This is a genomic window from Actinomadura sp. 7K507 (genome assembly GCF_004348425.1).
Lineage (GTDB): Bacteria > Actinomycetota > Actinomycetes > Streptosporangiales > Streptosporangiaceae > Spirillospora.
Map to the genome: position 1 here is coordinate 1 of NZ_SMKK01000166.1, position 21,812 is coordinate 21,812.

Genomic DNA, 21,812 nt, shown 5'->3' on the forward strand with positions numbered 1-21,812 from the left:
GGCGGGCGTGGGAGCCTGTAGGCGTGACCTCGGAGGCAGGGGCGGCCGGTGACCGGCGGGCCATGGGCAGGCCGCGCGCGACCACGCCGGCCGCGCTGGAGCGGCTGGCCTTTGAGCTGTTCGCCCGGCAGGGGTTCGACGAGACGACGGTGGACGACATCGCGGCGGCGGCGGGGATCGCGCGGCGGACGTTCTTCCGGTACTTCTCGTCCAAGAACGACCTGGTGTGGGGCGATTTCGAGGGTCAGCTGCGGAGGCTGCGCGACCTGCTGGACGGTGCCGACCCGCGCACTCCGATGATGGACGCGGTCCGCCGCGCCGTGGTCGAGTTCAACCGGTTCGACCCGCAGGAGGTGCCCTGGCACCGGCAGCGCATGGAGCTCATCCTGGGCGTGCCGACCCTCCAGGCGGACGCCACCCTGCGGTACGCGTCGTGGCGGGCGGTCGTCACCGAGTTCGTGGCGGGCCGCACCGGGGTGCCGGCTTCGGCGGCGGTCCCCCGGCTCGCCGGTCATCTCGTCCTCGCCGCCGCGGTCTCCGCCTACGAGCACTGGCTGGCGTGCGAGGGGCAGGCGGCGCTGGCCGACCTGCTGGACGAGGCGATCCGCCACCTGAGCGCCGGTCTGGCTTCGGTGCAGGGCGACGCCGCGTCCTGAGTCGGCGCCGGTTCCTGAGTCAGCGCGGCTCCTGGCGGATGGCGTGGGCGATGACCTCGCCGACGAGGACCGCGGTGGCGGCCGGGCCGCGCAGCGGCGCCGACGGGAGGATGGACGTGTCCGCGACGCGGAGCCCCTCCAGGCCGTGCACCCTGCCGTGGCCGTCGACGGCGCCGGCCGGTCCCATCGGGACGGTGCCGCAGGTGTGCTGGGACGTGCCGAGCCGGGAGCGTATCCACCGGTCCAGCTCGCGGTCGTCGTCCAGCGTCCCGGCGGTGGGCCCGGTCAGGCCCCGGGAGACCTCGCCGAACGCGGCGGTCGCCACGATCGCGGCCGCCGCCCGCACCGCCTCGCGCATCCCGCGCCTGTCGGCGCCCGTCTCCAGGTAGCGGTACTCGACGTGCGGCGGGTAGGCGGGGTCCGCCGACACCGTGCGCAGCGTGCCGCCGGTGCGCGGGGCGAGCGCCGACACGAGGAAGGGCAGGGGCTCGCCGGGGACCGCGACCGTCCCGCCGACCAGGCCGAGGATCGGCACGAGGGACTGGAGGATCTCCAGGTCGCCGGCCTCGGAGCCGCCGGAGGAGGGCAGGTGCAGGACGCCGCCGAGCCAGGAGCCGGACGGCTCGGGCACCGGCCGCCGGGGCGTCCACTCCACGGCCACCTGGGGGTGGTCGCTGAGCGTGGCGCCCACGGCGGGGAGGTCGTGGACGACCCGGATGCCGGCGCGGGCGAGGTCCGCGGCGGGGCCGATGCCCGACATGTGCAGCAGGTGCGGTGAGGCCAGGGCGCCCGCGCACAGGATGATCTCGTCCGCCTCCAGCACCGTCCGCCGCCCGTCGTGGTCGGCCACGACGCCGGTCGCCCGGCCGCGGGCGACCGTCACCGACCGGACCTCGCAGCCGCCGAGCACGGTGAGGTTGGGACGGTCCGCGGCGGCGCCGAGCAGGTAGGCGATCCCGGTGTTGACGCGGCGGCCGTCCACCGCGTTCGACGGCCCCGTGTTCAACGGCGCAGTGTTCGATGGCACGGTGTTCGACGGCACGGTGTTCGATGGCACCGGGCCGAAGCCGGGCGTGTCCTGGGCGTTCTTGTCGGGGTCGTCCGGATGCCCGAGTTCGCGGGCGGCGGCCTGGAACGCCGCGGCCGCGGGATGCCGCAGGCCGGTGCGGCGGACGGGGATCGGGCCCCGGCCGCCGTGCAGCGGCGTGGCCCCGTGGTCGAGGTCGGTCTCCAACGCCCGCATGAGGGGCAGCACCCGGTCGTAGGACCAGAGGTCGTCGCCCGCCGACGCCGCCCAGCGGTCGAAGTCCGCACGCCGCGCCCGGACGAAGTACCCGCCGTTGACGGTGGTCGAACCGCCGAGGAAACGCCCCCGGGCCGCCAGGTAGGGCAGGCCGGGCGTGAGCTGGACCGGGATCGTCCGGACGGCCCGGTGCCCCGGCCGGGCGCCCGGGACGAGCCGGGCGTCCAGCAGGTCCGCCGGGAACTCCGTCAGGGTGCGCGGGACCGGCCCGGCCTCCGCGACGACGACGTCGCGGCCGGGGTCCTCGCTGAGCCTGGCCGCCAGGGCGGCGCCGCTGCCGCCCGCCCCGACGACGAGGACGCCGGCTCGCCGGATCATGATCGGACCCTATCTTTTTGACACTCGATGCATTTAGTATCCGTGCCAAGTCAGCCACGTCGGCCAAGGAGGTCTCATGGACGCCAGCACACCGGAGAACCAGGTGACGGACCAGGCCGGCGACGCGGCCGAGGAGCTCGACGTCGCCGAGTCCCTGATCGAGGAGGTCTCGATCGACGGCATGTGCGGCGTCTACTAGACCGGCACGCCAGACATGTCAGGCATCGACCTCGACCGCGCCTGGGACCTGCACCCGCAGGTCTCGGTGCGGCCCGAACCGTTCGGCGCGCTCCTCTACCACTTCGGCACGCGCAAGCTGTCCTTCCTCAAGGACCGCCGCCTGCTGGACGTCGTGCGCTCGCTCGGGGACGCGCCCACCGCCCGGGACGCCTGCACGGCGGCCGGCGTCCCGGCCTCCGACCTGGCCAGGTACGGCGCGGCGCTCGGCGCGCTCGTCCGGTCCTCGATGCTCGTCGAAAGGACGTCATGACCACCACGAGCACGACCACCACGGGCACGACCACCCCCACGAGCACCACGAGGACGCCAGGGACGCGGCTGGTCGACCTGTTCGAGCACGGGCTCGACGCGCCGATCTGCCTGACCTGGGAACTCACCTACGCCTGCAACCTGTCCTGCTCCCACTGCCTGTCCAGCTCGGGTCGCCGCGACCCGCGCGAGCTGAGCACCGCCGAGGCCAAGGCCGTCATCGACGAGCTGGAGGCCATGCAGGTCTTCTACGTCAACATCGGCGGCGGTGAGCCGACCGTCCGCCCCGACTTCTGGGAGCTGCTGGACTACGCCACCGCGCACCACGTGGGCGTGAAGTTCTCCACGAACGGCGTCCGGATCACCCCGGAGGCCGCGCGGCGCCTCGCGGCCAACGACTACGTCGACGTGCAGATCTCGCTGGACGGCGCGACCGCCGAGGTCAACGACGCGGTGCGCGGCCCCGGCTCCTACGACACCGCCGTCCGCGCGATGCGCAACCTCGCGGACGCCGGCATGAAGAACTTCAAGCTCTCGGTCGTGTGCACCCGGCACAACATCCCGCAGATGGACGCGTTCAAGGCGCTCGCCGACGAGTACGGCGCCCAGCTGCGGCTGACCCGGCTGCGCCCGTCCGGCCGCGGCGCCGACGTGTGGGACGAGCTGCACCCCACCAGCGGGCAGCAGCGGGAACTGTACGACTGGCTGGTCGCGCACGGCGACAGCGTCCTGACCGGCGACTCCTTCTTCCACCTGTCGGCGTTCGGGGAGGCGCTGCCGGGGCTGAACCTGTGCGGCGCAGGGCGGGTGGTGTGCCTCATCGACCCGGTCGGCGACGTGTACGCCTGCCCCTTCGCCATCCACGAGGAGTTCCTCGCGGGCAACACCCGGGAGCCGGGCGGCTTCACCCGCGTGTGGCGCGAGTCCGAGCTGTTCCGCGACCTGCGGCAGCCGCAGAGCGGGGGCACGTGCAGCTCGTGCTCCTTCTACGACACGTGCAAGGGCGGGTGCATGGCCGCCAAGTTCTTCACCGGGCTGCCGCTGGACGGCCCCGACCCCGAGTGCGTCCAGGGGTACGGGGAGAAGCTGCTGGCCGGCCGTCCCGAGGACCGGTCGGGCATCCCCAAGCCGTCCGCCGACCACTCGCACCGCACCGCACCGGCCCGCCGGCGGCCGGTCCCGGTGAAGCTGATGAGCCGGCCCCCCGAACGCCCGCCGGTGAGCGCCTGCGAGGAGAACCCCCTCGCCGGGCTCCGCATCACCTGACACCGGCCCGCGCGACCGCCCATCCCAGGAGACGACACGACATGTTCAGGAACCCGTGGTTCGAGACCGTGGCCGAGGCTCAGCGCCGGGCCAAGCGGCGGCTGCCGTACATGGTCTACGGGGCGCTGGTCGCGGGTTCGGAGCGCGGCCGGACGGTCGGCGACAACGTCAAGGCGTTCGGCGAACTCGGCTTCGCCCCGCACGTCGCCGGCCACAAGGCGGACCGGGACCTGTCCACCACCGTGATGGGCGTGGAGTCGTCGTTCCCCGTGGTCATCTCCCCCACCGGCGTGCAGGCCGTCCACCCCGACGGCGAGGTGGCCGTCGCGCGGGCCGCCGCCAACCGGGGCGTCATCATGGGCCTCAGCTCGTTCGCGAGCAAGCCCGTGGAGGAGGTCGCGGAAGCCAACCCGAACGTCTTCTTCCAGATGTACTGGAGCGGCGACCGCGACGCGATGCTGCGGCGGATGCAACGCGCCAAGGACGCCGGGGCCAAGGCGCTGATCGCCACGCTCGACTGGTCGTTCTCCCACGGCCGCGACTGGGGCAGCCCCTCGATCCCGGAGAAGATCGACTTCAGGACCATGGCGAAGCTCTCGCCGGGCGTCGTGTCCCACCCCGGCTGGCTGTGGCGGTTCGCCAGGACCAAACGGCTGCCCGACCTGACCACACCCAACCTCAAGCCGCCGGAAGGGCCCGCCCCCACCTTCTTCGGCGCCTACGGCGAGTGGATGCAGACGCCCCCGCCCACCTGGGAGGACGTGGCGTGGCTGCGCAAGGAGTGGGGCGGCCCGTTCATGCTCAAGGGCGTCACCCGCGTGGACGACGCCAGGAAGGCCGTCGACGCCGGGGTCACGGCCCTGTCGGTGTCCAACCACGGCGGCAACAACCTGGACACGACGCCCGCCACGATCCGGGTCCTGCCGTCCATCGCGGACGCGGTCGGCGACCAGGTCGAGGTCCTGCTGGACGGCGGTATCCGGCGCGGCGGCGACGTCGCCAAGGCGCTCGCCCTCGGCGCGCGGGCCGTGCTCATCGGCCGCGCGTACCTGTGGGGCCTGGCCGCGAACGGGCAGGCCGGGGTGGAGAACGTGCTGGACATCATGCGCAGCGGCCTCGACTCCGCCGTCCTCGGGCTCGGGCACTCCAGCGTCCACGACCTGTCGGCGGACGACCTGTTCGTCCCGCCGGACTTCCGCCTGACGCTGGGCGGCGGGACCGAGGGCTGACGTGACGGGCGCCGGGGACGGTGCTCTGGCGGGAGCGGCCTGGCCGGAGGTGGAGGCTGCGCCGCTGGTCCTGGTGCCGATCGGGTCGACGGAGCAGCACGGGCCGCACCTGCCGCTGTCCACCGACACTGTGATCGCCCAGGCCGTCGCCGAGCGCGCGGCCGACGCCCTGCGGGCGGAGACCTCCGGGCAGGTGTTCGTCGCGCCGGCGATCCCCTACGGCGCCAGCGGCGAGCACGCCGGGTTCCCCGGCACGGTCTCGATCGGGCACGAGGCGCTGCACGCCGTGGTCGTGGAGACCGTGCGCTCGCTCGCCCTGTGGGCCGGGCGCGCCGTCCTCGTCAACGGACACGGCGGGAACGTCCCCACGCTCGACGCCGCCGTCGGCCGGCTGCGCCGCGAGGGGCACGACGCCGCCTGGGTCGGTTGCGATGTCCCCGGCGGCGACGCGCATGCCGGGCTCACCGAGACCTCCGTCATGCTGCACCTGGCTCCCGGCCTGGTGCGGCCGTTCGGCGCCGTCACCGGCGACACGCGCCCGCTCGCCGCGATCTTGCCCGACCTGGTCGCGCGGGGCGTCGGCGCCGTCTCCCCGTCCGGCGTGCTCGGCGACCCGTCCGGGGCCTCAGCCGAGCGCGGCCGGGAGATCGTGGAGGCCCTGGCGGCGTCCGTGGCGCTACGGATCGGCGGCGGGCGGGCCGACGACCGCGGCCGCCTCCCCGAACCCGGGGTGCCGTCGCGCGGGCCCCGGCCGTGAGGCTTCCCGCCGGTTTCGCCGTCGCGCTGGACCGGGAGACGTCCTTCTGGTCCGGCGGGAGGGTCGCCACCGGCGGCTCGCCCTGGAAGGTCGTACGTCTCGCCGAGGCCGCCCGCCCGCACCTGGCGGCGCTGCGCCGGGCGGGGCCGCAAGGGCTGGCGGACTCCTCGCCCGTCGGGCGGGCGCTGGCGCGCCGGCTCCTGGACCTCGGGATGGCCCACCCCGTCCCGGTGCCCCGCGCCGGGCCGCACGACGTGACCGTCGTGATCCCGGCCTTCGGGCGGGCCGGTGAGCTGGAGCGTTGCCTCGCGGCCGTCGCCGGGGTGCCGGTGATCGTCGTGGACGACGGGTCACCGGATCCCGAGCCGCTGCGCAAGGCGGCGGAGGCGCACCGGGCGCGGCTGGTCCGGCAGCCCCGCAACCGGGGTCCCGCCGCCGCGCGCAACACCGGCCTGCGGCTCGCCGGGACCCCGTTCGTCGCGTTCGTGGACTCCGACTGCCGCCCGGACGCCGGCTGGCTGGACGTCCTGCTCCCCCACTTCGACGATCCCCGTGTCGCCGCCGTCGCCCCGCGCGTGCTGCCGGACGGCGACGGGGGGCCCGCGCTGCTGGCCCGCTACGAGGCCGCCCGGTCCGCTCTGGACATGGGCGTCCGGCCCGCGCTGGTCCGCCCGGGAGGCAGGCTCGGATTCGTGCCCACCGCGACGCTGCTGGTGCGCGTGGCGGCGGTCGAGGGCGACGCCTTCGACGAGGACCTGCGGCTGGGCGAGGACGTCGACCTCGTCTGGCGGCTGGGCGACCTCGGCTGGAACGTCCGCTACGAGCCCGCCGCGCGGGTCGCCCACACCGGACGGCTGCGCCCGGCGGACTGGGCACGGCGGCGCCACGAGTACGGCACCTCCGCCCCCGACCTGGCGCGGCGCCACTCCGGCCGGCTCGCACCCGCCCGGCCGTCGATGTGGAACCTCGCCGTCCTCGGCCTGCTCGCGGGCGGCCGCCCGGGCGCGGCGGGTGTGTGCGCGGGCGTCTCGGCGGCGCTGCTGGCCAGGCGCCTGTCGCGGCTGCCCGCCGACTGGAGCCTGGCCGTCGCCCTCGTCGGCAAAGGCGTCGTCGCCGACGCCGCCGGCCTCGGGCACGCGCTGCGCCGCGAATGGTGGCCCCTCGGCATGCTCGCCCTGGCCGCATCCCCGCGCAGCCGCGTCGCCCGCGCGGCCGCGACGGCGATGCTCGCCCCCATCGCGCTGGAATGGCTGCGGCAGCGGCCGTCCATCGACCCCGTCCGCTACACGGTCCTGCGGATCGCCGAGGACGTCGCCTACGGATCCGGGGTCACGGCGGCGTCGGCCCGCGCTCGCTCGGCGGCTCCCCTGCGTCCGGACGTGCAGCTCCCGGCGGCATTCCGGCGCAAGGCGCGGGGTCACTCCCCGTCGTAGACGAGCAGCCCGTCGTCCCGCAGCCGCGCCCCGGACGTGGGCGGGTGCTCGGTGAGGCGGCCGTCATGGGCGAGGTGCGCGACGGGCCGGCCCCGTGCCAGCACCGCGAAGTCGGCGATGAGCCTGCGGTGGCAGCGCCACCACACCGACTCGCTGCACATCACGGCCGTGCGCGCCTCGCCTGCCCCGCGCAGCAGCTCGTCCATGGCGGCCACGAAGCCGGGGCTACGGGTGTGCCCGGCGTATCCGCGAAAGGAATCGTTGCGCCAGAAGGAGTCGGGCGAGTCCGGCGCGGCCTTGCGGAAGCCGCCCAGCCGCCGCTCCCACCGGTACTCGATCCCTTCGGCGGGCAGCCACTCCTCCAGGGCGCCGCGGTCCACGTCCGGATTGCGGCGGCTTCCCGGTGCGGTCCGCACGTCCACCACGACCGACACCCCGGCACGGTGCACCAGCCGGGCGAGGTCCTCCCGCCCGGCGGTGCCGTGCCCGAACGTCAGCAGCGCCTCCACACCGTGCCCCCTACCCACATCGGGGGGTCACCGTCGTCAGCGCAGGGTGAGGTCCCGGCGGCGGAAGGCCGCGAGGCCGACCGCGACGAGGGCGGCGGCGATCGCCGTGAGGACCAGTACCGGCGGCCAGCTCATCTGAGCGCCCGGGAGCTGCGGCACATGCCCGAACGGGGACAGGTCGTTCATCCAGTCCGGGAACTGCAGCAGGCCGCCGAACGTGGTGACGATCACGGCGTACACCACCACCGCCCACGCCAGCCCCATGGCCTTGGGCGCCAGCCCGTACAGCGCGACCACGACGCCTGCCGCGACCCACACGGCGGGCGCGTACGCCAGGGCGGCGGCCGGCATCGTGTACAGCAGCTCGGCGTCACCGACCGAGAATGCGGCGGCGATCCCCGCGCCGAGCCCGCTGAGCAGCAGGACGGCGACGCTGCCGGCGAGTGCGACGGCCAGATGGCCGGCGAGCCAGCGTGTCCGGGACACCGCGGCGGCCAGCATCGGCTCGGCCCGTCCCCCGGTCTCCTCCCCGCGCGGCTTCTGGAGCGCCAGGATCGCGTAGATCGCGCAGATGGTCGCGAGCATGGACATGATCACGCCGAGGAACTGGTCGGTCAGATCGGCGCCCGGGAGCGTCTGCACCCACTCGCGCATCGTCTCGTTGTCGCCGATGGCGTCCTGCACGTCGCCGGCGAACGCCCCGTACACGGCGCCGAGCGCGGCCATCGACACGCTCCACCACAGCAGGGCTGCGCGCTGCAGCCGCAGCGCGGACCCGAGCGGCGTGCCCAGGAACGGTGCGGCGGTGCGGGGCCCGGGACGCGGCGGCATCAGCCCGGCGCCGACGTCGCGCCGCGTGGTCAGCGAGAACGCCACGGCGACCAGTGCGGCGGCCAGCACCAGGGCCAGGGCCAGCGGCCACCACCGGTCGTCGACGTAGACCCTGGTGGCCTGCGCCCATCCGATCGGCGAGAGCCACGACAGCACGCCGTTGCCCATGTCGCCGACCGCCCGCAGCGCGTAGGCGACGCCGATCGCCGCGCCCGCCATCCCGGCGGCGCCTCGGCCGTACTCGGTCAGCTGCGCGGTGACGGCCGCGACGGCGGTGAAGAACAGCCCCACGGCGGTCAGCGAGGCGCCGAACAGCAGCGAGCCCGGCCATGTCACGGTCTCGATGCCGCTGCCGCCCAGGGCGAGCGTCATGATCGCGCCCAGCGCGACGTTGGCGCCGCCCACCACGATCAGCGCGGCGGTGATGGGGGCGTGCCGCCCGACCACGCTCGCCCGGACCAGCTCGGCGCGGCCCGCCTCCTCCTCGGTCCTGGTGTGCCGGTTGAACAGCAGCACGCTCATCAGCGCGACGAAGATCGCGACGAACCCGAGGACCTCGTTGGCCAGCATCGCGCCGTAGGTGTAGTCGTCCAGGCCGTATCCGGGGCCGCTGAAGGCGATCCCCGTCGGGCTGTCCACCAGCGCGGCGCGGGACTGCCGCCCCTCCGCCGTCCCGTAGGTGCTCTTCAGGTTGGACGCCGTCATCAGCGTGGTCAGGGTGATACCGAGGATCCACACCGGGATGCGGATCCTGTCCCGGCGCAGCATGAACCCGACCATCGTGCCGGTGCCGGTCAGCGTGCCGTCGCGACCGGACGGGCCCGCCGCGGGCGGGGCCTCGGTGACGGCGGCCATCACCGCTCCCTCCCGTCGCGCGTGGACGCGCCGTCCGCGGCCGGCTCGACGGGCACGCCGTTCTCGGCCAGTTCCTCGCCGTAGTGCCGCAGGAACAGCTGCTCCAGCGTGGGCGGCTGGCTGACCAGGCTGCGGATGTCGAACTCCGCCAGCCGCTGGACGACCGCGCCCACGTGCTCGCCGTCGACGTCGAACCGCACGCGGCCGTCCTCGGCCCGCACGTTGTGGACTCCGGTCAGCTCGCCCAGGCCGGTGGCCGGCCGGCCGGTCTCCGCCTCGATCGTCGTGCGGGTCAGGTGCCGCATCCGGCCGAGCTCGCCGCTCTCGACGACCTTGCCGAGCCGGATGATGCTCACCCGGTCGCACAGCTTCTCGACCTGGGCGAGGATGTGGCTGGACAGCAGCACCGTCCGCCCGGCCGCCTTCGCCTCGACGATGCACTCCTGGAAGACCGCCTCCATCAGCGGGTCCAGGCCCGCGGTCGGCTCGTCCAGGATCAGGAGCTCGGCGTCGGAGGCCAGCGCGGCCACGAGCGCGACCTTCTGCCGGTTGCCCTTGGAGTAGGTCCGCCCCTTCTTGGAGGTGTCCAGGTCGAACCGGTCGCACAGGTCGTCGCGGCGCGCCCGGTCGAGCCCGCCGCGCAGCCGGGACAGCATGTCGATGGCCTGCCCGCCGGTGAGGTTGGGCCACAGGTCGACGTCGCCGGGTACGTAGGCGATGCGCCGGTGCAGCCGCACCGCGTCCTTCCAGGGGTCGCCGCCCAGCAGCCGGGCGGTGCCCGAGTCGGCCCGCAGCAGGCCCAGCAGGATCCGGATGGTGGTGGACTTGCCCGCGCCGTTCGGGCCGAGGAACCCGTGCACCTCGCCGGTGCGGACGCTCAGGTCGAGGCCGTCCAGCGCGCGGGTCTGCCCGAAGGTCTTGACCAGGCCGGACACGTCGATGGGATTCGCGTTTTGTTCGGACATGAGCACGCCTAAATAGGGGTGTGTAGGGACGGGAGCAACCGCTCGCCCCGGTGCACGACGGCAGGGGACGGGCGGATCGGAACGTGAGCGGATCAACCGCGGCCTGACTGCGCGAGCCGTCATGGCCGGGTCGTCCGCGCGGGCGCCGCGAAGCACCGCGGACGCTCTGCCGGGGGCCGGCAGGCGGAGGTTCCGCGGGCCGCCGGGGATCAGGCGGGCGGGTCGGAGTCGGCCTTGCGCGCGGCGGCGTGCGTGGTCGGAATGCGCATGTCCCGGTCGGGCACGGCGCCTCCCTCGTCTGTCACACCTTCAGGGTGCTATACAAACGTCCAGTGCGCAAGGAGGGGCATGAGGCGCCGATCACGCGGGGCCGGTGTGGTCACCCGGTCGCGGGGGCCGTTAAGGTTGTGAACTGGTGTGCCGGGAAGCCTGGTCGGCGAGTCCTGAGCCGAACGTCGCCATCTGAACGCCTCCCGGAGTGCACCGATGACCTTCCCGCCCGCCCCTCGCGGCATGGCGCTCAAGCTGCTGCCCTTGCTTGCGGCGTTCTGGCTGATCGTGTCCGGGCACTACACACCGCTGGTGCTGATGCTCGGGGCGCTGTCCGTCGTCCTGGTGGTCGTGGTCGTCGTCCGGATGGCGGTCGCCGACGAGGAGGGCCTTCCCATGCGGGTCTTGCCGCGCCTGCCGAGGTACCTGCTGTGGCTGGGCTGGCAGATCCTGCTCTCGGCGCTGGCGGTCCTGCGCATGGTGTGGTCGCCGCGCAGGCCCCGCCCCGTGGTCGCCACGGTCCCGGCCGCCGAACTGCCGGATCTGTCGAAGGTCATCTACGCCAACTCGATCACGCTGACGCCGGGGACGCTCTCGGTCTCCTTCCGCAATGAGGACATCGAGGTCCACAGCATCCAGCGGGCGGGCATCACCGACCTCGAAGGCGGCGCGATGCTGGACAGGGTGAGAGGGCTGGAGGGCCGCTGATGCTCATCGCGGCCGTCGGCGCCCTGCTCGCCGCGATGGCGCTGGCTCTCGTCAGAGCGTTCCTGGGCCCCAGGCTCTACAACCGCATCCTGGCGATCAACGTTTTCGGCACGAAGACCGTTCTCTTCATGGCGGTGGTCGGCACCATTTCAGGCGATTCCTACATTTTTGATATCGCACTAATCTACGCGCTGGTCAACTTCGTCTCCACCATCGGCGTGCTGCGACTCACCCACCTCGACGAGCTGCTGCCCGAGGGCCGCGAGGGGAAGGCGTCATGAGCGTCTCCCTGCTGCTCGACATCGTGAGCGGCACGCTGGTGCTGGCCGGTTGCGTGCTCGTGGTCTCGGGCGGCGTCGGGCTGCTGCGGTTCCAGGACTTCTACACCCGGACGCACGCCGGCAGCCTCACCGACGGCGGGGGCGCGGGCCTGCTGCTCCTTGGCCTGCTCCTTCAGGTGGAGAGCTGGCAGAGCGCCGTCCGCCTCGTCCTGATCCTGCTGTTTCTGATGCTGACGTCCCCGACCGCCGCGCACGCACTCGCCCAGGCGGCGCGCCGGGACGGCGAGCGGCTCCCGGCCGAGGGCGAGGAGCGCCGCTGATGTCCCTGCTGGTACTGATGAACGTCTCGCTGTTCGCCCTGCTCGTGGCGACCGCGCTCGCGATCACCCGGTTGCGCGCGCTCTACGAGGCGACGATGCTGACCGCGCTGGCCAGCCTGCTGTCGGCGAGCCTCTTCGTGTCCCTGGACGCGCTGGACGTGGCGATCACGGAGGCCGCCGTGGGCACCGGGATCAGCACGGTGCTGTTCCTCAGCACCTTGGCGCTGACCCGTTCACGGGAAACGGTCACACCGCGCCGCAAGCTCTGGTCGGGCGGGGCTGCGGCCCTCCTGCTGGGCGCCGTGCTGGTCTACGCGAGCCAGGACCTGCCGGCGTTCGGCGAAGCGGACACACCCGTACAGGCCCACCCGGTGACCGAGACCTATCTCCAGGACTCACAGGAGGAGATCGGCGTCCCGAACGCGGTCGCGGCCGTCCTGGCCAGCTATCGCGGCTATGACACGCTGGGCGAACTCGTCGTCATCTTCGCCGCGGGGGTCACCGTTCCGCTCCTGCTGATGCGAACGCGGCGGCGCGGAGAGCGCGACGAACAGGGCGAGCCGGGTGAGCAGAGCGAGCTTGGCGAAAAGAGCGAGCACCGCGAAAAGGACGATCACGGCGGGCGCGGCAAGGCGCGGGCGGCCGTCATCAGCGAGTACCGCGTCCTGCGGGTGTCCAGCAAAGTATTGATGCCCTTCATCCTGATCTTCGCCTGCTACGTCCTTTTCCACGGCGAATATGGACCGGGCGGAGGATTCCAGGCGGGCGTGATCTTCGCGGCGGGCTTCGTGCTCTACGGGCTGGTGTACGGGATCGGAGAGGTCGAACGCGTCCTGCCATGGCCGGTGATGCTCGGCCTGGTACCGGTCGGCGTTCTGCTCTACGGCGGTCTCGGTGTGGCGAACATGGCCCTGGGCGGGGCGTTCCTCGACTACGACACCCTGGTGCCCGGCCACCCCGAGGAGGGCCAGCACTACGGCATCGTGATCATCGAGACCGGGGTGGGGATAACGGTGGCGGCCGTCCTGATAGCGGTCTTCTACAGCTTCGCCGCTCGGGGAGCGCGCCGATGATCGGCAGCCACTACATCTACTGGCTCGCCTTCATCATGATGGTGATCGGCCTGTACGCGGTGATCAGCCACGGCAACCTGGTGAAGAAGCTGATCGGCCTGAACCTCTTCCAGGTCGGCGTCTTCATGTTCTACATCTCCCTCGGCAAGGTCAAAGGAGGCAGTGCGCCGATCATCGAGGAGGGCACCCGGAGCTACTCCCACCCGCTGCCGCACGTCCTGATCCTCACCGCGATCGTCGTCGGCATCGCGACCACGTCGCTGGGGCTCGCGCTCGCGGTGCGCATCTACGAGGCGTACGGCACGATCGAGGAGAACGAGATCATCGAGCGGGACAGCGTCGACGAAGGGCCCGCTTCGTGACGGCCCAACTGCCTGCGCTGCAGGTCGTGATTCCCATGCTGTGCGCTCCGCTGTGCGTGCTGCTGCGTTCCCGGACGGTCGCCTGGCTGCTGTTCCTGGCCGCGTCGGCGGCGTCGCTGGCCTGCGCCTCGGCGATGGCCTGGCACGTCGCGGGCGGCAGGGTGTTCCGCTACTCCATGGGCGGCTGGGAGCCGCCGGCGGGCATCGGGTACGTGATCGACAAGGCGAACGTCCCGGTGCTGCTGCTGGTGTCGGCGATCGGGCTGGCCGTCGCCGTCTACGGCCGGCGCAGCATCCCGGCGGAGATCGAGGCGTCCAGGGTCCCGCTGTTCTACTCCTGCCTCTGCCTGAACCTGACCGGCCTGCTCGGCATCACGGCCACCGGTGACGCCTTCAACGCCTTCGTCTTCCTGGAGATCACCTCCCTGTCCTCGTACGCGCTGGTCGCCATGGGGCGGCGCAAGCGCGCTCTCCTGGCCGCGTTCCAGTATTTGATCGTGGGGACCATCGGCGCCACGTTCCTGCTGATCGGCATCGGCCTGGCCTACGCGGTGACCGGCACGCTCAACATGGCCGATCTGGCGCAGCGGCTGCCGGACATCTACGGCAACCGCGCGCTGGCCGCCGCGGTCGTGTTCGTGTTCGTGGGGCTGGCCATCAAGATGGCGCTGTTCCCCCTGCACGCCTGGCTGCCGGACGCCTACGCGCACGCGCCCTCGGCGGTGGCCGCGTTCCTGTCGGCGACCGGCACCAAAGTGTCGATCTACCTGCTGCTGCGCTTCGCGTTCGGCGTCTTCGGGGCGGCGCTGGTCTTCGACCGGATGCCGATCACCGAGATCGGCCTGGTGCTCGCCTGCGCGGCCATGCTCGTCGCGTCCGCCGTCGCCTGCTTCCAGTCGGACCTCCGGTACCTGCTGGCCTGGTCGAGCATCGCCCAGGTCGGCTACATCGTCGCCGGTCTCAGCCTCGGGACCGCCGGCGGCGTCACCGCCGCGTACCTGCACATCATCAACCACGCGCTGATCAAGGGCGCGCTGTTCGCCGCGGCGGGCATCGTGGTGCTGCGCCTCGGCTCGGCCCGGCTGCCGGCGATCGCCGGGCTCGGCCGGACCATGCCGTGGACGTTCGCCGCCATCGTGGTGGCCGGGCTCGGGCTGATCGGGCTGCCGCCGACGGCGGGATTCGTCAGCAAGTGGGTCCTCGCCGAGGCGCTCATCGAGGACGGCCACTGGCCGGTCCTCGCGGTGCTGCTGGTCAGCTCCCTGCTGTCCGTGGTCTACGTGGGGCGGGTCATCGAGGCCGGATGGTTCCGCCGGTCCGCCGAGCCCGAGCCGTTGAAGGTCGCGAGAACGCCGTGGTCGATGGCCGCGGCGACGTGGTCCCTCGTCCTGCTGTCCCTGGTGTTCGGTTTCGCTCCGGAGTGGCCGATGAGCCTCGCCGAAAGCGCCGCGGGCGTCCTGGTGGGGGGCGGGGAATGAGCCTGGGTTCCGCGGGCTGGCTGTCGCCGGACGCCGCACTCGTCCTGCCGGTCACGGTACTGGTGCCGCTGCTGGGCGCCCTCGCCGTGGTCGCCCTCCGCCGCCGCCCCAACCTGCGCGAAGCGGCGTCGCTGGTCACCGGTGTCGCGGTGGCGGCGCTGGTCCTGTCGCTGTGGCCGGCGGTCGACGAGGGGCTGAGCTTCCGGCTGTGGGACTGGCTGCCGGGCATCTCGCTGGTGTTCACGCTGGAACCGCTCGGCCTGCTCTTCGCGACCGTCGCCGGGCTGTTGTGGCCGGTGACGACGCTGTACGCGATCGGCTACATGCGCGGCAACCTCCAGCGCCGGCAGACGCGCTTCTACGCCTTCTTCGCCGTGGCCATCGCCGCGTCGCTGTGGATCGCGTTCGCCGGCAACCTGGCCACGCTGTTCATCGGGTACGAGGTCCTGACGCTGTCGACCTGGCCGCTGGTCATCCACTCCGGCAACGAACAGGCCCGACGCGGCGGGCGCGTCTACCTGGGGTTGCTGCTGACGACCTCGATCGGCCTGCTGCTCCCCGCGATGGTGTGGACGGCCGTCCTGGCCGGGACCACCGATTTCACGCCCGGGGGAATCCTGGCCGACAAGGCGGGGACGGCCGCCCTGACCGTGCTGTTCGCGCTCTACCTGTTCGGCATCGGGAAGGCGGCCCTGTTCCCCTTCCACCGCTGGCTGCCCGGAGCCATGGTGGCGCCCACGCCGGTGTCGGCGCTGCTGCACGCGGTCGCGGTGGTCAAGGCGGGCGTCTTCACGGTCCTGAAGGTGTCGGTCTACGTCTTCGGCATCGACACGCTCGACGTCACCGGGGCCGCGGAGCCGATGATGTGGGTCGCGGCGGTCACGCTGCTGGGCGCCGGCCTGATCGCGGTCACCCGCGACAACCTCAAGGAGCGCCTGGCGTACTCGACGGTCAGCCAGCTCGCCTACATCGTGCTCGCCGCCACGCTGGCCAACGACATCGCCGCCGCGGGCGGCGCGCTGCACATCGTCAACCACGCGGCAGCGAAGATCACCCTGTTCTTCTGCGCGGGTGCCGTCTACACCGCGACGAACCGGACGCAGGTCAGCGAGCTCGACGGGCTCGGCCGCACCATGCCCTGGACGTTCGGGGCCTTCCTCGTCGCCGCGGTGTCCATCCTCGGGCTGCCCCCGATGGGCGGCACCTGGAGCAAGTGGCTGCTGCTGCTCGGCGCGGCCGACGCCGGCCAGCTCGTGATGGTCGGGGTCCTGCTGGCGGGGACGCTGCTGTCGCTGGCCTACCTCATGCCGATCCCGGCGCGGGCGTTCTTCCGCCCGCCCACCGGGCCCGGCGGCAGCAGTGCGGGCCACGGCGAGGCGCCGTGGACGCTGGTGCTCCCGCTCGTCCTCACCGCCGTGGCCTGCGTGGCCCTGTTCATCGGAGTCGACGCGGTCATCGCCCCGTTCAACGAGGTCCTGGAGTCACCGTGAAAGACGATCGTCGTTGGCTGGACGAGCCCCGCAACGTGGACCGCGTCGTCCACGGCCTCTACATCCTGTGCGCGCTGGCGTTCCTCGCCGATCTGCTCTACACCAAGCATCCGTTCTTCGACATCGAGAACGTCTTCGGCTTCTACGCCCTCTACGGATTCCTCGGCAGCGTGACCCTGGTGCTGGTGGCCAAGCAGCTGCGCCGCGTGCTGATGCGCGGCGAGGACTACTACGAGCGGCCAGAGCGGACCGGCGATGACGATTAACCCGGCGCTGCTGCTCATCGCCGGCGCGCTGCCCGTTCCGCTGCTGCCCGGCCGGGTGCGCGCGGTCTGGATGATGCTGCTTCCGGTCGCCGCGATGGCGGTCCTGTGGACGCTGCCCGAGGGCGTCCACGGCGGCCTCGAACTGCTCGGCCTCCAGCTCCAGACGCTGCGGGTGGACGCCCTGGCGCGGATCTTCGCGACGGCCTTCATCCTCGCGGCGTTCATCTTCATGATCTACGCCCTGCACCTGCGGGACCGGCTGCAGCAGACCGTGATCCCCGTCTACGCCTCGTCCGCGGTCGGCGGGGCGCTCGCGGGCGACCTGATCACGCTGTTCGTCTTCTGGGAGCTCGCCGGGCTGTCCTCGGTGTTCCTGATCTGGGCGCGGGGCACCGAGCGGGCCTACCGCGCGGGCATGCGGTATCTCGCCGCGCAGATCGTCTCGGGGCTGCTGATGCTCGGCGGCGTCGTCCTGCACGTCCAGTCCGGGGGCGGGCTGGATTTCGGCGTCCTCGACCCGACCGAGGCGGGCGGCCTGCTGATCCTCCTCGGCGTCGGGATCAAGTGCGCCTTCCCCCTCCTGCACGCGTGGCTGCAGGACACCTACCCGGAGGCGACCGTCGTCGGGACCGTGGCGCTGTCGGCGTTCACCACCAAGTTCGCGGTCTACGTCCTGGCGCGCGGCTACGCCGGCACCGACGCGCTGGTGTGGGTGGGCGTGGTCATGGCCTGCTTCCCGATCTTCTACGCCGTGATCGAGAACGACCTGCGTCGGGTGCTGGCCTACAGCATGATCAACCAGCTCGGCTTCATGGTCGCCGCGATCGGGGTCGGCGGCGCGCTCGGGGTCAACGGCGCCGCCGCGCACGCGTTCGCCGACATCCTGTTCAAGGGCCTGCTGTTCATGAGCATGGGCGCGGTCCTGCTGCGCACCGGGACGACCAAGGCCTCGGATTTGGGCGGGCTCTACAAGTCGATGCCGCAGACCATGGTGCTGTGCGTCCTCGGAGGCGCGTACGCCTTCCCGCTGTTCTCCGGGTTCGCCACCAAGTCGCTCATCATGCAGGCCTTCGCGGAGGAGCACCGGACCCTGGTCTGGCTGCTGCTGCTCTCCGCCTCGGCCGGCGCCTTCCTCGTCGCCGGGCTCAAGGTTCCCTTCTTCTCGTTCTTCGGCCGCGACCGGGGGCACCGGGTCGCCGAGGCGCCGCTGAACATGCGCGTCGCCATGGGCCTGGCCGCCGCCGCCTCGATCGCCATCGGAGTCGCGCCGAACCTGTTCTACGGCCTGCTGCCGTACGAGATGGACTACTCGGCCTACACGGTCCCGCACGTGGTCAACCAGGTGCAGCTCCTGCTGCTCGCCGCGCTGGCGTTCACCGTGCTGATCCGGACCGGCCGCTACCCGCGCGAGTTCGCTTCGGTGAACCTGGACGCCGACGTGGTCTACCGCCGCCTGCTGCCCCGCGTCTGGCGCACGGGACTGCAGGGCGTGACCCACATGCGGGACGGGCTCGCCAAGCCCCTCAAGCGGCGCGCGGAACGCGTAACCGCCGTCGCCTTCCGCCCCCTGCGGCCACGCGGGTGGCTGGGCGTCCCGTGGCCGACCGACGTCATGGTCCTGTGGGTCGCCGTGCTCCTGGCCCTCTTCCTCCTGATCTCACTCCTCTGACCCAGGGGCCTCGTAGAACGCGAACCGGCGGCGGAGGCCGTCCTCGTCCAGGCCGAAATCCGCGGCGGCGTAGCGGTGGACGCCCTTCGCGTGGCGGGGACGGTCGGCGTGGTAGCGCTCGATCATCCCGTCGACGTCGGCGGGGGCGTCGAGCCCGGCGGCGTCGTAGATCTGCCGCAGAGCGGCCGCCGTCGCGGAGACGAGGTCGCGGTAGCGCATGTCGAGCACCGCGACACGGGACGTGGCGGGCGACTCGCGGAACGCGGCGGCGCGGCGCAGCCACCGTTCGGACTGGTCGGCCTGGAACCGGCCGACGTCCCGGGCGTCCACCTCGTCGCTGTAGGTGGAGCGGAAGACGGCGAACAGGCTGGCCCCGGACGCGATGGTCTCGACGATGTCGCGGTGCAGGTGCACGATGCAGGCGCCGGGGAAGGCGGCGGCGAGGTTGGAGAGTTCGGGCGTGTGGGCCGGCGCCTTGAGCACCCAGCGCCGCCCATCGCCCGCGTCGAGCGTTTGCAGGATCTCGCGGTAGCGCGCATACGAACCGGCGAGGTCCTGCCCGGCCAGCCAATCGGTGTAGCCGTCGAGCCGCATCGTGGAGCTGAAACCCCAGTTGCGGAAGTCGGTGCCCATGGCAAGCACGCATTCCTCGGGCAGGCGGGCACCGGAATCGTGCACGGCGGCCAGCGTGGGGTTGAGGTGGTGGAGGACGTCGTGGGCCCCGGAGGCGGCTTCGAGCAAGTCCTCGCGCTTCTGTCCCGTCACCCCGGCGAAGCTCCACGGCGAGGCCAGCTCGGCGGGCAGCGGCGCGCGGAGGCGGGGGTCGGTCGCGAGCAGCCGGAACAGGAACGTCGTCCCCGTCCGCCAGCCGCCCACGATGACGATCGGCGGGAGGAGCGGGCGCCCGGTGGTCTCCGGATGTTCCGCGAGGTGGCGGTTCATCGAGATCCGCGCCCGCAGCCTGGCCACCGCCGTGCCGCGCGCCGCCTTGGCGCCGACGGCGTTCAGCCCGCCGTCCTCGGCGGCCGACCGGAGGTACCGTTCGAGCCCGTCCCGCCACCGCGACGGGTCTCCGAGCAGGTCGCGGCCGCCGCCGCGGGTCGCGCGGTCGACGACCGCGTCGGCCTCGTCCGCCCCGAGCCGGTACCGCTCCGGCCTCGCGGCGCGGTCCGCCTCGGCGGCGGCGTACACGGCGGCGGCCCCGGCGGTCCGCGGCGGCGGCGTCCAGAGCGTCATGACCCGCTCCGCAGGTCCTCGACACGGCACACCCGGGCCGACGGCGGATCGGGGGCCCGCTCCGGGTGGAGCCATCGCAGGACGGCGATGCCGAACGGGCGGCCCTCGGTGTCCAGCCAGTCGCCGGCGGCCGGGCCCGGGTCCTCGGCGGCCAGGACGAACCGGTAGCGCCCGCCGGTGACCGCCGCCGCGGCTCCCGTCCGGGACACCTGGCGGTGCCGGTGGTCGAGGGAGTTGAGGAAACGGCTGTAGAGCAGGACGTTCCAGTAGCGGCAGGGAACCGCGTCGCCTTCGAGGACGAGCGCCTCCCCCGGCTCCAGCTCCCATCCGCCCCGCAGGTAGTGGATGCCGGGCTCGGTGAAGGCCGCGCCACCGGACATCTCCGCCCAGTGCCGGATCTCGTTGGGCCGGGCCTGGTCGTCGGCCGCGGCCGCCGCGAAGGCGGCCGGAAGGAACGAGACGGTGCGGGCCAGCCGGTTGAGGTGGTGCTGGAAACGGCCGGGGTCGATGGGCGGGGGCACGGGTCCGCCGGAACCGATCCGCTCGATGGAGCACCGGCTCTCGTGGCCGGTCGCCGCGCCCTCGTGGAAGAACCGCACCCACACGGCGGTCGTGCCCTCGGGAAGCGGCAGCCAGTCGCCGTGTTCCGGCCGGTCGCCGCCCAGGAGGACGGCGAACTCCCCCGACTCGCCGAACTCCATGTCGTCGCCGCCGAGGCGGGCGACGGCCTCGGCGCCCGCTGTTCCCGACCCGGCGTACGCCGTGACCGAGACGTACACCGCCGCCCCCCGGTCGCCGCTGATCCGGTAGCGCCGATCGGCACGGACGTCGGCCACCCAGTACCGGAAGTCGGGATTGTCCATGAAGAACTTCTGCCGCCAGCCGTTGAACGGCAGCAGCTCGGGCAGGTCCCGGTCGACCTCGAAGCGGGCGAGCTGGTTGTGCAGCCCGCGGACCAGCGCCCGGAAGCCGTCGGCGCGTTCGGCCTCGTCCAGCTCAGCGGTGTCGTCCGCCAGCCGCCGCCCGGCCGCGCCGAGTGCGTCGACGAACGCGTCCCATGCCCGCACCTCGGGCCGATCGGTATCCATGTGGCTCCACTCGCAGCAGGTCTGGTGACAACCGTCTCCAGATCTTAGGGCGAACCCCCTCCACGGACGGCGGCGCCTTTGAAATGATCACACCTGATCGATCAGAGCCGAACCGTCCATGGAGGGCTGCCGGTCTTGGAGGCGCTGCGACGCGGTGATCCCGCTCAGGTCGGCCCGTACCGGATCGACGGACGGCTGGGCCAGGGAGGGATGGGCGAGGTGTTCCTCGGCACCTCACCGGGCGGGCGGCAGGTGGCGGTCAAGCTGATCCGCGCCGAGCACGCCGCCGACCCGCGGTTCCGTGCCCGGTTCGCCCGCGAGGTGGACGCCGCGCGCAGGGTGGGCGGATTCCACACCGCGCAGGTGGTCGACGCCGACGCGGACGCCGAGGCGCCGTGGATGGCGGCGGCGTTCGTGCCGGGCCCGTCGCTGCGGGACCGCGTCGCGGGCGACGGGCCGCTCGACCCGGCCGCGGTGCGGAGGCTGGGCGCGGCGCTCGCCGAGGGCCTGGCCGCCATCCACGCCTGCGGGCTCGTCCACCGCGACCTGAAGCCCGGCAACGTCATCATGTCCCCCGACGGCCCCCGCATCATCGACTTCGGCGTCGCCCGCGCCGCCGACGCCGACCCGATGACCGCCGACGGCGCGGTCATCGGCACCTACACGTTCATGGCGCCCGAGCAGATGCTCGGCGAGCGCACCGGTCCCCCGGCCGACGTCTTCGCGCTCGGCTGCGTGCTCGCCTACGCCGCCACCGGGCGGGGCCCGTTCGACGCCACCACCGTCCCGGCCGTCGTGCACCGCGTCCTTCACGAGGACCCGCCGCTGAACGGGGTCCCGATCGACCTCGCCAGGGTGATCGCCGCGTGCCTGGCCAAGGACCCGCGGGCGCGCCCGGCCGTTCCGGCGCTCATCGGCCACCTCACCTCCGCGCGGCCGGGCCCCCTGCCTGATCCGCCC

General features: G+C 72.9%; 23 protein-coding genes. 17 read left to right on the top strand and 6 right to left on the bottom strand.

Going from position 1 to position 21,812, the window contains the following annotated elements:
* The coding region (gene mftR, locus E1285_RS30580) for a mycofactocin system transcriptional regulator (protein WP_347814110.1) at positions 1 to 656 on the top strand (656 nt) is incomplete at its 5' end.
* A gap of 19 nt (positions 657 to 675) precedes the next feature.
* On the opposite strand, the gene E1285_RS30585 is transcribed toward mftR, so the two are convergent.
* A complete protein-coding gene (locus tag E1285_RS30585; protein WP_132158038.1) occupies positions 676 to 2,277 on the bottom strand; it encodes a GMC family oxidoreductase N-terminal domain-containing protein in 1,602 nt (533 codons plus the stop codon).
* Between the two features lie 76 nt (positions 2,278 to 2,353).
* On the opposite strand from E1285_RS30585, the gene mftA reads away from it, so the two are divergent.
* The 6 genes from mftA to mftF are packed head-to-tail and all read left to right on the top strand — an operon-like array spanning position 2,354 to position 7,451.
* Complete coding sequence (gene mftA / locus E1285_RS30590) at positions 2,354 to 2,476, top strand: mycofactocin precursor MftA (protein ID WP_132158039.1); 123 nt, start codon at positions 2,354 to 2,356, stop codon at positions 2,474 to 2,476.
* A 15-nt stretch (positions 2,477 to 2,491) separates the two neighbouring features.
* Entirely contained in the window at positions 2,492 to 2,767 is a 276-nt protein-coding gene (mftB, locus tag E1285_RS30595; protein ID WP_132158040.1) for a mycofactocin biosynthesis chaperone MftB, read from the top strand.
* The gene (gene mftC, locus E1285_RS30600; RefSeq protein WP_132158041.1) at positions 2,764 to 4,032 is read left to right on the top strand and encodes a mycofactocin radical SAM maturase; all 1,269 of its coding nucleotides are present in this window, start codon (positions 2,764 to 2,766) and stop codon (positions 4,030 to 4,032) included. Before mftB ends, mftC begins: the two co-directional genes overlap by 4 nt.
* A gap of 41 nt (positions 4,033 to 4,073) precedes the next feature.
* The gene (gene mftD / locus E1285_RS30605; protein WP_132158042.1) at positions 4,074 to 5,261 is read left to right on the top strand and encodes a pre-mycofactocin synthase MftD; all 1,188 of its coding nucleotides are present in this window, start codon (positions 4,074 to 4,076) and stop codon (positions 5,259 to 5,261) included.
* A 1-nt stretch (position 5,262) separates the two neighbouring features.
* Complete coding sequence (mftE, locus tag E1285_RS30610) at positions 5,263 to 6,018, top strand: mycofactocin biosynthesis peptidyl-dipeptidase MftE (protein ID WP_165966822.1); 756 nt, start codon at positions 5,263 to 5,265, stop codon at positions 6,016 to 6,018.
* Positions 6,015 to 7,451, top strand: a complete 1,437-nt coding sequence (gene mftF / locus E1285_RS30615; protein ID WP_132158043.1) for a mycofactocin biosynthesis glycosyltransferase MftF — start codon at positions 6,015 to 6,017, stop codon at positions 7,449 to 7,451. The genes mftE and mftF overlap by 4 nt, the downstream gene beginning before the upstream one ends.
* Here the strand turns inward: mftF and E1285_RS30620 are convergent.
* From E1285_RS30620 to E1285_RS30630, 3 genes are read right to left on the bottom strand one after another with little or no spacing between them, the layout of a single operon-like run.
* Positions 7,436 to 7,960: a DUF488 domain-containing protein gene (locus tag E1285_RS30620; RefSeq protein WP_207946940.1), complete on the bottom strand. Its 525-nt coding sequence runs from the start codon at positions 7,958 to 7,960 to the stop codon at positions 7,436 to 7,438. The two genes, mftF and E1285_RS30620, sit on opposite strands and share 16 nt — an antisense overlap.
* 36 nt (positions 7,961 to 7,996) lie before the next feature.
* Positions 7,997 to 9,646, bottom strand: coding sequence for an ABC transporter permease (locus E1285_RS30625; protein ID WP_132158045.1), 1,650 nt, complete (start codon positions 9,644 to 9,646; stop codon positions 7,997 to 7,999).
* Positions 9,646 to 10,611: an ABC transporter ATP-binding protein gene (locus E1285_RS30630; protein WP_132158046.1), complete on the bottom strand. Its 966-nt coding sequence runs from the start codon at positions 10,609 to 10,611 to the stop codon at positions 9,646 to 9,648. The genes E1285_RS30625 and E1285_RS30630 overlap by 1 nt, the downstream gene beginning before the upstream one ends.
* A 486-nt stretch (positions 10,612 to 11,097) precedes the next feature.
* Between E1285_RS30630 and E1285_RS30635 the strand changes: the two genes are divergently transcribed.
* Genes E1285_RS30635 through E1285_RS30675 form a run of 9 tightly spaced genes read left to right on the top strand, consistent with a single transcriptional unit; the run spans position 11,098 to position 18,528 of the window.
* Positions 11,098 to 11,589 carry a Na+/H+ antiporter subunit E gene (locus E1285_RS30635; RefSeq protein ID WP_132158047.1) on the top strand — a complete coding sequence of 164 codons (492 nt, stop codon included), beginning with the start codon at positions 11,098 to 11,100 and terminating at the stop codon, positions 11,587 to 11,589.
* Positions 11,589 to 11,870, top strand: a complete 282-nt coding sequence (locus E1285_RS30640) for an MrpF/PhaF family protein (protein ID WP_132158048.1) — start codon at positions 11,589 to 11,591, stop codon at positions 11,868 to 11,870. Before E1285_RS30635 ends, E1285_RS30640 begins: the two co-directional genes overlap by 1 nt.
* Positions 11,867 to 12,190 carry a monovalent cation/H(+) antiporter subunit G gene (gene mnhG / locus E1285_RS30645; protein WP_132158049.1) on the top strand — a complete coding sequence of 108 codons (324 nt, stop codon included), beginning with the start codon at positions 11,867 to 11,869 and terminating at the stop codon, positions 12,188 to 12,190. Before E1285_RS30640 ends, mnhG begins: the two co-directional genes overlap by 4 nt.
* Complete coding sequence (locus E1285_RS30650) at positions 12,190 to 13,263, top strand: DUF4040 domain-containing protein (protein WP_207946942.1); 1,074 nt, start codon at positions 12,190 to 12,192, stop codon at positions 13,261 to 13,263. The genes mnhG and E1285_RS30650 overlap by 1 nt, the downstream gene beginning before the upstream one ends.
* On the top strand, positions 13,260 to 13,625 hold the full coding sequence (locus E1285_RS30655; protein ID WP_132158050.1) for a cation:proton antiporter subunit C: 366 nt from the start codon (positions 13,260 to 13,262) through the stop codon (positions 13,623 to 13,625). Before E1285_RS30650 ends, E1285_RS30655 begins: the two co-directional genes overlap by 4 nt.
* Complete coding sequence (locus E1285_RS30660) at positions 13,622 to 15,103, top strand: monovalent cation/H+ antiporter subunit D family protein (RefSeq protein WP_207946943.1); 1,482 nt, start codon at positions 13,622 to 13,624, stop codon at positions 15,101 to 15,103. The genes E1285_RS30655 and E1285_RS30660 overlap by 4 nt, the downstream gene beginning before the upstream one ends.
* Positions 15,100 to 16,593 carry a proton-conducting transporter membrane subunit gene (locus tag E1285_RS30665; RefSeq protein WP_132158051.1) on the top strand — a complete coding sequence of 498 codons (1,494 nt, stop codon included), beginning with the start codon at positions 15,100 to 15,102 and terminating at the stop codon, positions 16,591 to 16,593. The genes E1285_RS30660 and E1285_RS30665 overlap by 4 nt, the downstream gene beginning before the upstream one ends.
* Positions 16,590 to 16,859 (top strand): hypothetical protein, encoded by a 270-nt coding sequence (locus E1285_RS30670; protein WP_132158052.1) that lies wholly within the window; start codon positions 16,590 to 16,592, stop codon positions 16,857 to 16,859. Before E1285_RS30665 ends, E1285_RS30670 begins: the two co-directional genes overlap by 4 nt.
* A complete protein-coding gene (locus E1285_RS30675) occupies positions 16,849 to 18,528 on the top strand; it encodes a Na(+)/H(+) antiporter subunit D (protein ID WP_132158053.1) in 1,680 nt (559 codons plus the stop codon). The genes E1285_RS30670 and E1285_RS30675 overlap by 11 nt, the downstream gene beginning before the upstream one ends.
* Here E1285_RS30675 and E1285_RS30680 read toward each other — a convergent pair.
* Together E1285_RS30680 and E1285_RS30685 are read right to left on the bottom strand one after the other, a co-directional pair.
* On the bottom strand, positions 18,517 to 19,764 hold the full coding sequence (locus E1285_RS30680) for a sulfotransferase (protein ID WP_132158054.1): 1,248 nt from the start codon (positions 19,762 to 19,764) through the stop codon (positions 18,517 to 18,519). The genes E1285_RS30675 and E1285_RS30680 overlap by 12 nt on opposite strands.
* The gene (locus E1285_RS30685; protein ID WP_132158055.1) at positions 19,761 to 20,852 is read right to left on the bottom strand and encodes a hypothetical protein; all 1,092 of its coding nucleotides are present in this window, start codon (positions 20,850 to 20,852) and stop codon (positions 19,761 to 19,763) included. The genes E1285_RS30680 and E1285_RS30685 overlap by 4 nt, the downstream gene beginning before the upstream one ends.
* Positions 20,853 to 20,987: 135 nt before the next feature.
* Between E1285_RS30685 and E1285_RS30690 the strand changes: the two genes are divergently transcribed.
* Positions 20,988 to 21,812 (top strand): serine/threonine-protein kinase (locus E1285_RS30690; RefSeq protein ID WP_132158056.1); only part of this gene is annotated, 825 nt, incomplete at its 3' end.